We start from the raw sequence: 12,641 nt of genomic DNA, 5'->3' as shown, positions 1-12,641 counted from the left end.
TTCTTTTTCTCAAACTGTATTATAATGAACTGTATGAAAGTGATGAGGTGGAAGACAAATGGTAAAATATTATGATGTAACATTCCATGAATTAGGTGGTAAAGCAGTTATTAAAAGACAAATTATGTCTGAGCGTGAACCTTTTGAAGTTTGGATGGATGCTTGTGAATCTTTGACAGAAAAAGCTTTAAATATTCGTGTGAATGAAGATACCTATGTGACACTTACTCGTAAATTTGTTGTTCGGATTGATGTGAGAATAGTCGACGGACCCGTAGATAAGAAAATTAAGCATCGCGATGAAATAATAAACGTTGTTAATACTCTTTCAAATATGGGAATATAACTAATAAGATAAAAACAGCACTACGCGAGTTGCAACAAAAACTCGTGTAGTGCTGTTTTTTTGAAAGATATTTTTGTGTTGGTAGTAGTTGTTTATTTCCTTAATAATTCTTTTACCATTGGAATCACTTTTTCACCATATAGTTGAATCGTACGAAAACGATCGCGCTGTAATTGACCGCCTGCACCATAGACAAGGTCAAAGCGTTTAATGTCCATAGAGCTTAGTGTTTTTGCAATTTTTTTGGCTACTGTTTCTGGACTACCCACATAATAAGAGCCTGCTGTTATTTCAAAGTCAAAGCGTTCGCGGGTCATTTCAGGCCAACCGCGTTCTGAACCAATACGAGACATAGCTTTCCTTATATAGTTCCAAGCAATTTCTTCCGCTTCTTGATCGGTGTCAGCGATGACGCCATGCGAGTGCATACCAATTGGGTGAGCGATTTGTCCAAACTGTTCTGCGGATCTTTTATACAAGTCAATATAGGGATTAAAGCGGGTCGGTTCTCCACCGATGATAGCTAACATCAAGGGAAATCCATACTTAGCCGCTCGAATGATAGACTCTGGTGATCCGCCTACACCGACATGTGTATCTAAGGAATGTCCTTCCAACTTAGGAAAAAGCTCTGTATTTGTTAATGTTTGAGTCAGGTTTCCTCTCCAATTAAGGGGTTCTTCTTTTAGAAGCTCATTAAACAGAGCAATTTTTTCTTCAAATAAAGCGTCATAATCATTTAAATCGTAACCAAATAAAGGAAACGATTCGGTAAAAGAGCCTCTTCCTAACATGATTTGAGCACGTCCATTTGACAAAGCGTCTAAGGTAGCAAAGCGTTCGTAAACACGGACTGGATCGTCAGAACTTAAGACAGTTACTCCAGTTCCTAAAATAATATTTTTTGTGACAGTAGAAAGGGCTGCTAAAACCGTTTCGGGACTAGAGATGGAAAATTCATCCCGATGGTGTTCTCCTAAAGCAATAACATCAATCCCTAGCTGGTCAGCTAATTTTCCTTCCTCTACAATATTACGCAAAGATTGCGCATAAGACATCAATTGTTGTGTATGGTCGTCATATGCCACGTCACCAAAAGTATCTAATCCAAATTTTAATTCTTTCACGTCTACAGTCATGGTATTGTTCGTTCCTTTCGATATAGCATAGATATCTATTGATTTAGAAGACATCTGACTATTTTTTATATTCTTTTGTATAAACTTTGTGTTTTTACTTACTTTTAGTAAGTTTAACATTTCGTTTAGATGTTGTCTATGGATCTGCATCAGATAGATTAGTAGTCGATTGGAATGGTATGAAGAACTTTACTTGACATTATATTGATGTTCATCTATATTTTATATAGATATCCGTCTATGTTTAGGAGGAGATAAAATGGATTATGAGAGAACGTCATTTATACTTAAGGCGATGGCCGATTCCAATCGGATGAAGATTATTGATCTTCTTTCCCACGGTAGTTTGTGCGCGTGTGATGTATTAAAACATTTTGAGTTTACCCAGCCAACTCTTTCTCATCATATGAAAGTTTTAGAAAAAGCTGGAATTGTTTCGGTAAGCAAAAGGGGTCAGTGGCACCATTATAGCTTAAAAGAAGATTTTGCCCATGAATTTATAGACTCTATGAAGCAATTATTTTTCAGTGGATGAAGGGGTTATTTTTTTAAAAATAATGGGTATATGTGTTGATAGTAAACAGGAAAGACTAGTATATTCAATAAAAAAGCCTTGAAAAAATCAGGAGAAATAGTAAAGAAGTATCATTTTTAAAAGAAGTGAAAACGAGATTTTATTTACAGATGGTCAAAAATCAAGCCTATAAGGAGATAAAAATTAGATGACATATGCACTTGAAATAAACGATTTAAAAAAGGTCTATGCAACAGGTGTTAAGGCGTTGCGTGGCATTAATCTAACGGTAGAAGAAGGAGATTTTTATGCACTGTTAGGTCCTAATGGTGCTGGTAAATCAACGACGATTGGTATCATTACGTCCCTAGTTAATAAGACATCAGGATCAGTAAAGGTTTTTGGCTATGATCTTGATACTGATTTAGTTCGTGCAAAGCAACAAATTGGTTTGGTTCCTCAAGAGTTTAACTTTAATCCATTTGAAACTGTCCAACAAATTGTTGTCAATCAGGCAGGCTATTATGGCGTTCCTCGCGCAGAGGCGTTAAAACGTAGTGAAAAATATTTGAAGCAATCTGACTTGTGGGAAAAGCGTAATGTTCGTGCGCGGATGCTCTCTGGTGGGATGAAGCGCAGATTAATGATTGCACGAGCACTGATGCATGAGCCGCGTTTGCTTATTTTAGATGAACCAACAGCAGGAGTGGATATTGAGTTAAGACGTGAGATGTGGGAGTTTTTAAGGAAATTAAACGAAAATGGGACAACGATTATCCTGACGACCCATTATCTAGAGGAAGCAGAAATGCTTTGCCGCAATATCGGTATTATTCAGTCTGGTGAGATGATTGAAAATACTAGTATGAAAACGTTGTTGTCAAAATTAAAATTTGAAACCTTCCTTTTTGACTTAGCGCCTTTTGAGAAAAAACCTGAAATTGTAGGATATACAAGCGCTTTTGAAGATGAGCTGACATTGGCTGTAGAAGTCGAACGTAATCAGGGAATGAACGGTATCTTTCAGCAGCTTAGCAAACAAGGGATAAAAGTTCTTTCGATGCGTAATAAATCTAATCGATTAGAAGAGCTATTTTTGAAGATCACAGAAGAAAAACGTCATGGGGATGTCAGTTCCGATTTCCAAGGCACGAAGAAGGAGAGTAAAAATGTTTAACCTTTATTTTACAGCTTTAAAAAGTTTAGCAGTTAAAGAAACGAATCGATACTTACGCATTTGGGTACAAACACTAGTGCCACCAGTAATTACAACGTCATTATACTTTGTTATTTTTGGTAATCTAATAGGTGGACGGATTGGAGATATGGCAGGATTTTCCTATATGGAATTTATTGTACCGGGTCTTATTATGATGTCAGTTATCACAAGCTCTTATTCCAATGTGGCATCGTCATTTTTTTCGCAAAAGTTTCAAAAAAATATTGAAGAATTATTGATTGCGCCAGTACCGACGCATGTCATCATCTGGGGCTTTGTTCTTGGTGGATTGGGTAGAAGTATTTTAGTGGGAACACTTGTAACGATTGTTTCGCTACTCTTTGTACCCCTCCATGTTTATTCATGGGTTATTATCATCGTCACATTACTGATGACAGCAATTCTATTTTCCTTAGCAGGTTTGCTTAATGGTATTTTTGCCCAATCATTTGATGATGTATCAATCGTACCAACCTTTGTTTTACAACCTTTAACCTATCTTGGTGGCGTATTTTATGCTATTTCAATGTTGCCACCTATCTGGCAAGCAGTCTCAAAAATTAATCCAATTGTTTACATGATTTCAGGCTTCCGCTACGGTTTTTTAGGAACCATCGATGTACCAATTGCGTTATCTATGATTATCTTAATTCTTTTTATCGTAGTTCTCTATACTGTTTGTTGGCATCTAATTGATAGAGGTCGTGGGTTGAGGAGTTAACGAGGAAGAGAAAAAAGTCTGTTAGTATTTTATGAAGTATGTTGAATGATACCCTGTTGAACGATTTTGAAAGGTCGTCAATAGGGTATTTTGTGTGTTTAATAGAGTTGTTCGTTAAGTGATTTGTTGGTAAAAGTGATCCACTTGTTAGTGAAGTGGGGAAAGCTATAATAGTGATACAGAAAAATGCCAAGAAGATTCAGGACATCTCCTTTAGTCACAGAGCTTTGAGATAATGGACACTTTGTGATGTAATGAAATTAAAGAATTTGTCTAAATTTTGAATTGTTTGAGTAAAAAGGTTTACTACTATAAAAAAAGTTATCTGTACATAGATTTTTTTAGATGACTGTTTTTGGTGCGGTTAGCAAACAAAAAATAGTATTGAAGTTGAAATGACTAAGTTAATTTGTATTGAAAACCTATAAAAAACATTGGAATACAATGACGCGCAATGATTGAATGAACTTGGATAATGCTATTAAATTGACTATATTAAGGTATTAGTGGGAGATAAAAGAAGAGATGGGAAAAGAAAGTAAACGAATAGAAAATGAAATATTAGTGGGAGATAAAAGAAGAGATGGGAAAAGAAAGTAAACGAATAGAAAATGAAATAGGGGTTTTATAATTCTCGAAAAACTGATTAATTAATATGAAGATTTCGAAGGCGAAATTAATAAGGAAGAAGAAAACACTGTCGATATTAGTGAAGCAGAATCAGCGCAGATGTTATTGTAAAAATAGTATTTGAAAAAAAGATGATTGTAGCAGCTGATAGTAGCAGGTTGTTTGGGGTCTTAGCAAGAGTTACAATTATTGACAAATTAGGAATGCTAGTAATCCTATTACGAAATAAAAGAAAATACTAAAAATATCTATTTGATAATTTTTTGGTTCATCTTTTGGATTCGGTAAGTCAGAAAAGTACGTCCAATATGAACCCTATGTGGGGAGCCTAAATATCATGCTCTTTCTATCCGAATAAACGGTGGGATCAGTAGCAATTCCTTCTTATTTCTCAGAGCTGAACACTTCTGTCCCAACCTCGTTTTTGCCGTATTTAAAAATTTTTGAATGTGTCACGGACTTTTTCTTCACGAATCTTCTATGTAACACTTCGCAATCTGTTGAGACGTGTGATTAAAGATTTCCATAACAAAACAGCTTGATTTAGAGTGAACTCTAAGTGCTATAATGGTTTTGAATTTAATATAGAGAGGTGATAGGAATGAAAAAATTATATTTAATGAGGCACGGACAAACTCTTTTTAACAAATTAGAAAAAATACAAGGTGCATGTGATTCCCCTCTAACCAGTGATGGAATTGAGCAAGCTAAGGTTGCTAAAAAATATTTTGAATTGAATCAAATTAAACTAGAAAACTTTTATTCTTCAACTCAAGAACGTGCTTCAGATACTTTAGAAATTATTATTGGAAACAATGATTATAGGCGTAAAAAAGGGTTGAAAGAATGGAATTTTGGTACGTTTGAAGGGGAGAGTGAACGGATTAATCCTCAACGTCCTGCCGGAGAGACTTCTTTTGGAGATTCTTTTGTACCTTATGGTGGTGAATCCTCTAAAGATGTTCAAAAAAGAATGAATGATACGCTTACTTCTATAATGGAAGAACAAGACAATGTTTTAGCGGTTAGTCATGGAGGTGCAATGTACCTATTTATTCAGAAATGGTTGCCTTACGAGGAGGTTAGCAAAATTAAATTTGCTAACTGTTGCATATTAGAATTTGAATATGAAGAAGAGAAGTTTACGTTTAAAAAAGCTGTAAATCACAACTTTGATAGTAAAATATAGATGAATAAGCAGGAATAAATAGTTACACAGAGAAGAAAAGTTAGTTTTTTTGAATACTAATAAAAAAGTTTTCTATTTATAGGAGACTCTTTTCGTTCTTCGATGTGACTAATAAAATAGAGCAATCAAAACGCATAGAAGGGTAATATGTGTATATTTAAAAGAGCAAATTATAAGATTTTGTAGTGCTAACATGTTTTTCAATAGAAGTATTTCTTCCCGAATAAATTATAAGTAGCTTAGCAACTAAAACCTATTTCTTTTTTGGTCATTTTTCGATTCACTCTCTTAAACAGCACGTTCTTACCATTATCGATTCATTCTCTACCTATTATAATAACGCTCAATTAAAGAGCTATTTTTCGTTATTTCCTCTTTTTACGACTTGATTAAAAAAATAAACCAACAAAAATGATTTTTTAAGGAGAAACTCTTGAAAATTTCAGAAAAAAAGTGCATTATAGTACTAATACGTAAAAACAAAAGGGTGAAAGGAAGTCGTCATGTCAGAGCGTGGGTTATTAATTGTATTATCAGGTCCTTCTGGGGTCGGAAAAGGAACAGTGCGGAAAGCGATTTTTGATAGTGAAGATCATGATTTTCAGTACTCGATTTCTATGACGACTCGGCAGATGCGAGAAGGTGAAGTAGAAGGAGTAGATTACTACTTTCGAACACGAGAAGAATTTGAAGCAATGATTGAAGCAGGCGAGATGTTAGAGTATGCTGAATATGTGGGGAACTATTATGGAACGCCATTAACTTATGTAAACCAAACGCTTGATGAAGGAAAAGATGTCTTTTTAGAAATTGAAGTGCAAGGAGCTCAGCAAGTAAAAGACAAAGTACCAGATGGTGTCTTTATCTTTTTAACGCCACCAGATTTGGTGGAGTTAAAATGTAGAATAGTTGGTCGAGGAACGGATGAAGAATCCGTGATTGAAGAACGCATGCGTGTCGCTCGTGAAGAAATCGAAATGATGGCTCTTTATGATTATGCTGTGGTGAATGATGAAGTGCCGTTAGCGGTTAAGCGAATTAAACGAATTATTGCCAGCGAACATTTTCGAGTAGATCGAGTGATTGGCAAATATATCAAAATGTTGAAGGAGATGTAAGCTTATGATGTTGAAACCATCTATTGACTCATTATTGGAAGAAGTACCATCAAAATATTCTCTTGTTATTTTAGCAAGTAAACGTGCTCATGAATTAGATGAAGGAATGCAAGCGACAGTTGATAGTTTTGAATCTGTTAAAAGTGTCGGGAGAGCGTTAGAAGAGATTGATGCTGGAACAGTCATTATCGATCCTAACCCAGAAGAAAAACGTGAACGTATGCGTTTAGCAAAAGAAGAACAAAAAGTAAAACGTGAACAGGAACAAAAAGATTTAGAAGAACGTATCCGTGACGAAAAAAGAATCTAAATGATAAGGGTTAGGAAAGTCTAGGTGACTGTTTCCTAACTTTTTTTCTTTTATCCGTTTGAATTGTTACTTTTTTACTGAAAAACCGTTAATTTTCTATAATAAATACAATGGCGACAAGACAAACCAAGGTTTCTTTAGTACAATAAGCAAAGAGATTTTGCAAAAAAGATGAGAATGGAGGAATGAATATGAGAAAAGTAGCCCAAGTAATTGTTGATGTTCTAGCGATGCAGACGGATCAGCCTTTTACTTATTTGATTCCTTCTAAAATAGAACAACAACTGAGTGTTGGAATGCGGGTGGAAGTTCCTTTTGGTAATGGGAATCGTCACTTACAAGGGTTTGTCCTAGCGATTGGGGAAACTTCTGAGGCAGAGCTTTCAACTCAAGAATTTCAGTGGAAAGAAATTTTATCGGTATTAGATTTAAAACCAGTTTTGAATAGTGAGTTGCTAGAATTGGCAGATTATATGAAAGAAAAAACCTTCGCCTTTAAAATCACTTGTTTACAAACGATGCTGCCAAGCGTCATGCGGGCAGACTATCGAAAATACATATATATCACTGACGAATTGCAAGAGAATCTGCAAGATGAACTATTTTATGGGTTAGAAGAAATTGCTTGGGAAGATGCTGTAGAGCGGGATTTATTGCCACGTATGATGCAGTTAAGAAAGCAACAGAAAGTGGATATTCGTTATGAGGTCAATACCAAAAATAAAGTCAAAACCGTTCGCTTCATTCAACCAGCCAAAAGTTTTCAACAATTAGAAGAGGCTAGACAGGAACTTAGAAAAGGCTCTCGGAAAAAAGAACAATTACTGAATTATTTGCAGTCTTTGGGGACTGAACAACAAGTTGCCGTGAAAGAAATGAAAGAATTAGGATTCAGAACCGCCGTCCTTAATGAGGCAGCGAAAAACAATTGGCTGACCTTTGTTGAAAAAGAAACGTATCGAGATCCGTTTGCTGATAAAGAATTTGAAAAAACAACGGCTCTAGCACTGAATGATGAACAAGAAATCGCAGTAAATACAATTCTTCATTCCATGAACCACAAGCAAAGTGATACGTATCTCTTGGAAGGAATTACGGGAAGTGGGAAAACTGAAGTTTACTTACAAGTGATAGCAGAAGTGCTAAACCAAGAAAAAACAGCAATCATGTTAGTTCCTGAAATTTCTTTAACCCCACAAATGGTTCATCGGTTCAAAAGTCGTTTTGGTGAACAAGTAGCAGTGATGCATAGTGGGTTATCACAAGGAGAAAAATATGACGAGTGGCGCAAAATTGAACGCGGGGAAGCACAAGTTGTTGTTGGTGCGCGTTCAGCGATTTTTGCCCCCTTGGAAAATCTTGGGGTCATCATTGTTGATGAAGAACATGAAGCTAGTTATAAGCAAGAAGAAACACCTCGTTATCATGCAAGAGACTTGGCGATTTGGCGTGGTCAGCATCATCACTGTCCTATTGTTTTAGGAAGTGCCACTCCTTCATTGGAATCAAGAGCCAGAGCGCAAAAGAAAGTTTATCAGCGTTTGTTATTAACGCAAAGAGCCAATCAATCAGCGTCTTTACCAACGATTGATGTCATCGATATGCGAAAAGAAATACAGCAAAAAAATAATTCATCTTTTTCCTTAGCGTTGCAAGAGAAAATTAAAGAGCGCTTGGAGAAAAAAGAGCAAAGTGTTCTGTTGCTAAATCGAAGAGGTTATTCTTCTTTTGTGATGTGTCGTGACTGTGGTTACGTCTTACCTTGTCCAAACTGTGATATTTCTTTAACGCTCCATATGGATACGAAAACGATGAAATGTCATTACTGTGGACATGAGGAGCGAATTCCCCATCGGTGTGGGAATTGTGGCAGTGATAAAATTCGTTACTATGGTACTGGAACGCAGAAAGTAGAAGAAGAACTACAAGCGTTAATACCTGAGTGCCGGATTCTCCGAATGGATGTAGATACTACTCGACGTAAAGGGGCACACGAGAAGATTTTAACTGCATTTGGTAACCACGAAGCCGATATCTTATTAGGCACGCAAATGATTGCCAAAGGATTAGATTTTGCCAATGTGACTTTAGTGGGTGTGTTGAATGCTGATACAGCGTTGAATTTACCCGATTTCCGTTCAAGTGAGCGAACATTCCAGCTGTTGACTCAAGTCAGTGGGCGAGCTGGGCGAGCTGAAAAACCTGGAGAGGTAATCATACAATCTTTTAATCCTGAACATTATGCGATTCAATTGGCGAAAGCGCAGGACTACGAGGATTTTTATCAAAAGGAAATGCAAGTTCGCCATGTAGGAGACTATCCACCTTTTTACTTTACCGTTCAAATTACCGCCAGTCATTCTGAAGAACAACAAGCAGCGAAACAAATGTATGAAATTGTGAAGGAATTGAAAACTGGTTTGTCTAATCAAAGTATTTTACTGGGCCCAACACCCAATGCGATTATGCGGGTGAATAATCGCTATTTTTACCAAGTAATTATTAAATACAAAAATGAACCCAACTTACAGAGAATCTTGAAAAAGATCTTAACAGATACGCAACGTGCCACCACTCAAGGGTTAAAGCTATCGATTGATGCAGAACCAATGAATTTTATTTAAAAAATGCTTCCAGAGAAGAAAGAGGAATTTATGCGTTATCCTATTGTTATTTATCCAAATGACCGTTTAAAACAAAAAGCGAAACCAGTGACTGTTATTACTGATGAAATTGTTGATTTACTAGACAATATGCGAGAAACAATGATTGCACATGATGGTATTGGTTTGGCTGCGCCACAAATTGGTAAAAGTTTGCGAATTGCAGTTGTAGAAGTAGACGAAGAAACGGGGTTGTTTGAACTAATCAATCCTGAAATTATTGACCAGCAAGGAACAGATATTGATGTAGAAGGTTGTTTAAGTATTCCAGAAACATATGGGACAGTAGAGCGGGCAGATGAAGTGACTGTTCGCTACTTTGATCGTGAAGGAGACGAGATTGAAGTAACGGCCTATGGTTATTTAGCTCGTGCGTTCCAACATGAGATTGATCACTTAAATGGCGAACTTTTTATTGATAAAATAATTGATCCCGTGAAACCAGAAGATTTAGAAGCATATATGGAGGAACATTTTGATGACTAAAATTGTATTTATGGGTACCCCTGCTTTTTCAGTTCCAGTATTGGAAGGCTTACTAGAAGCCGGATATGATGTATTAGCTGTTGTGACTCAGCCTGATCGCCCAGTGGGGAGAAAAAAAACGATAACGCCGCCACCAGTAAAAGAAGCCGCTCTTAAGCATAATTTACTTGTTTTACAACCCGAAAAAATTTCGGGTTCTCCTGAGATGGAAAAAGTAATTGAGTTGGCGCCAGACATCATTGTGACAGCTGCATTTGGGCAATTTTTACCAGAAAAAATCTTACAAGCCCCTAAATTTGGTGCGATTAATGTTCATGCCTCATTGTTGCCAAAATACCGTGGTGGCGCACCTGTCCACTATTCAATTATTAACGGTGAAAAGGAAACAGGCGTTACGATTATGGAAATGGTGAAAAAAATGGATGCTGGAGACATTCTTTCTCAAAAAGCAATTCCGATTACAAAAAATGATGATGTAGGAACTATGTTTGAGCGTTTAAGTCTTGTTGGAAAAGAACTATTACTAGAAACGCTACCTAAAATTTTAGCGAATGAGATTACACCTATTCCACAAGATGAGACTAAGGTAACTTTTTCACCCAACATTACAAGAGAACAGGAACAGATAGATTGGCATAAAACGGCAGAGGAAGTCGATAATCAGGTTCGTGGGATGCGACCTTGGCCAACGGCTTTTACAACCTATCAAGAAAGTAACTGGAAACTGTGGGAGGTTACACCTTTAACTGAAACAACTGCAGCAGAAGCAGGAACGATTGTTAAACGTAGTAAAAAAGAATTATGGATTGCTTGTGGACAAGGAACACTTTTAGCAGTTAATGTCTTACAACCATCAGGAAAAGGAAAACTAGCCGTTCAGGATTTTTTAAATGGTGTAGGAAAAATGGTAACAGAATCGGATAAGGTGGGCTAATATGGGAAAAAAAATACCAGCAAGAGTGAAACGTTCTGTTCGTTATGTCGCGCTACAAACCATTGAGCGTGTAGACAAGGGTGGCGCGTATTCCAACTTACTATTAAATGAAATGATTAATAAGTCAGACTTAGGAGAAAAGGATAGCCGTCTTTTTACGGAACTAGTTTACGGAACAATTAGTCGGAAATTACTTTTAGAATATTATTTAACTCCTTTTATTAAAAATCCGAAAAAAGTAGATAATTGGGTAAAAAATTTGTTGAGCTTATCCATGTATCAATTAATTTATTTAGATAAGATTCCAGATCATGCGGTTATCAATGAAGCGGTAGAAATTGGAAAACATCGCGGGAACAGCGGTATTGGTAAATTTGTAAATGGTGTCCTTCGTTCATTTCAACGTGAAGGTTTACCTAGCTTAGAAAAAATTTCTGATCCAGTTGAACGATTATCGGTAGAAATTAGTATGCCTCAATGGCTGACAGAAAAATTAATAAAGCAATTAGGTATGGATGAAACGAGAAAATTAGGGCTTTCCCTATTTGAGAAAAGTCATGTCAGTGGTCGGGTAGATACAAGAGAAATTAGTGTTTTAGAAGCTCTTGAAGAATTACAAGTAGCTGGGATTGAAGCCTCTGCTAGTAATGTTTCTCCGTATGGTGTGGTTGCTGAAAAAGGCTTTTTAGCTGGACATTACTTGTTTGCGTCAGGAAAACTAACGATTCAAGATGAAAGTTCTATGCTAGTCGCTCCTGCGATGCAAATTGAAAAAAATCATGTTGTGTTAGATGCGTGTGCCGCTCCAGGTGGAAAAACAGCTCATATTGCAACCTTTCTAGACGCGTCCAAAGGTGGACGAGTGAAAGCTCTAGACATTCATGACCATAAAATAAAATTAATTAAGCAAAATGCTGAACGCCTTCATGTGAAAGCAGTTGTGGACACTGAAAAGCTTGATGCTCGTAAAGTAGGAGAAGAGTTTCCAGCAGAATATTTTGATCGGATTTTGGTAGATGCTCCTTGTTCAGGCTTAGGATTAATGCGTCGTAAACCTGATATTAAGTACAATAAAGTACCAGAAGATTTTGAACAATTGCCAAAAATTCAATTGGAAATTCTTGAAAGTGTTTCACATACGCTAAAACAATGGGGTATAATGGTTTATAGCACGTGTACAATTGCCAAAGAAGAGAATCAAGAAGTGATTGCAGCGTTTTTAGAAAAACATTCTGAATTTAAGAAAATCGATATCGAAGTTGAGGAAGCAGTTCAGACAGCGATTCATGAACAAATGTTGACGTTGTATCCTCATCAACTAATGACAGATGGATTCTTTATTTGTTGCATGCAAAAAGTTTGTTAAACGAGG

Annotated in this window: 12 protein-coding genes; 11 read left to right on the top strand and 1 reads right to left on the bottom strand. The window is 36.5% G+C overall.

Annotated elements, in window-relative coordinates; genetic code table 11:
• Nucleotides 1-58 precede the first annotated feature (58 nt).
• Nucleotides 59-346 (top strand): hypothetical protein, encoded by a 288-nt coding sequence (locus BCR26_RS17600; protein ID WP_069700263.1) that lies wholly within the window; start codon nt 59-61, stop codon nt 344-346.
• 92 nt (nt 347-438) lie between these two features.
• Here the strand turns inward: BCR26_RS17600 and BCR26_RS17595 are convergent, their stop codons facing one another.
• Nucleotides 439-1,485 carry an Atu2307/SP_0267 family LLM class monooxygenase gene (locus BCR26_RS17595; protein ID WP_069700262.1) on the bottom strand — a complete coding sequence of 349 codons (1,047 nt, stop codon included), beginning with the start codon at nt 1,483-1,485 and terminating at the stop codon, nt 439-441.
• 259 nt (nt 1,486-1,744) lie between these two features.
• Here BCR26_RS17595 and BCR26_RS17590 point away from each other — a divergent pair, with 259 nt between their 5' ends.
• From BCR26_RS17590 to rsmB, 10 genes are all read left to right on the top strand, one after another.
• A complete protein-coding gene (locus tag BCR26_RS17590; RefSeq protein WP_069700261.1) occupies nt 1,745-2,020 on the top strand; it encodes an ArsR/SmtB family transcription factor in 276 nt (91 codons plus the stop codon).
• A gap of 187 nt (nt 2,021-2,207) precedes the next feature.
• Nucleotides 2,208-3,176, top strand: a complete 969-nt coding sequence (locus BCR26_RS17585; RefSeq protein ID WP_069700260.1) for an ABC transporter ATP-binding protein — start codon at nt 2,208-2,210, stop codon at nt 3,174-3,176.
• Nucleotides 3,169-3,939: an ABC transporter permease gene (locus BCR26_RS17580; protein WP_069700259.1), complete on the top strand. Its 771-nt coding sequence runs from the start codon at nt 3,169-3,171 to the stop codon at nt 3,937-3,939. The genes BCR26_RS17585 and BCR26_RS17580 overlap by 8 nt, the downstream gene beginning before the upstream one ends.
• A 1,231-nt stretch (nt 3,940-5,170) precedes the next feature.
• Nucleotides 5,171-5,758: a histidine phosphatase family protein gene (locus BCR26_RS17575; protein WP_069700258.1), complete on the top strand. Its 588-nt coding sequence runs from the start codon at nt 5,171-5,173 to the stop codon at nt 5,756-5,758.
• A 503-nt stretch (nt 5,759-6,261) separates the two neighbouring features.
• A complete protein-coding gene (gmk, locus tag BCR26_RS17570) occupies nt 6,262-6,876 on the top strand; it encodes a guanylate kinase (RefSeq protein WP_069700257.1) in 615 nt (204 codons plus the stop codon).
• A gap of 4 nt (nt 6,877-6,880) precedes the next feature.
• Nucleotides 6,881-7,186 (top strand): DNA-directed RNA polymerase subunit omega, encoded by a 306-nt coding sequence (rpoZ, locus tag BCR26_RS17565; protein WP_069700256.1) that lies wholly within the window; start codon nt 6,881-6,883, stop codon nt 7,184-7,186.
• A 191-nt stretch (nt 7,187-7,377) separates the two neighbouring features.
• A complete protein-coding gene (priA, locus tag BCR26_RS17560) occupies nt 7,378-9,810 on the top strand; it encodes a primosomal protein N' (protein WP_069700255.1) in 2,433 nt (810 codons plus the stop codon).
• Nucleotides 9,811-9,840: 30 nt separating this feature from the next.
• Complete coding sequence (gene def, locus BCR26_RS17555; protein ID WP_069700254.1) at nt 9,841-10,335, top strand: peptide deformylase; 495 nt, start codon at nt 9,841-9,843, stop codon at nt 10,333-10,335.
• Nucleotides 10,328-11,269 carry a methionyl-tRNA formyltransferase gene (gene fmt, locus BCR26_RS17550; RefSeq protein WP_069700253.1) on the top strand — a complete coding sequence of 314 codons (942 nt, stop codon included), beginning with the start codon at nt 10,328-10,330 and terminating at the stop codon, nt 11,267-11,269. Before def ends, fmt begins: the two co-directional genes overlap by 8 nt.
• A 1-nt stretch (nt 11,270) precedes the next feature.
• Nucleotides 11,271-12,635: a 16S rRNA (cytosine(967)-C(5))-methyltransferase RsmB gene (gene rsmB, locus BCR26_RS17545; protein ID WP_069700252.1), complete on the top strand. Its 1,365-nt coding sequence runs from the start codon at nt 11,271-11,273 to the stop codon at nt 12,633-12,635.
• Nucleotides 12,636-12,641 lie beyond the last annotated feature (6 nt).

Source organism: Enterococcus rivorum, from assembly GCF_001742285.1.
In the GTDB taxonomy this organism is placed as follows: domain Bacteria; phylum Bacillota; class Bacilli; order Lactobacillales; family Enterococcaceae; genus Enterococcus_L; species Enterococcus_L rivorum.
This window is presented reverse-complemented; position numbering and strand designations above follow the sequence as displayed.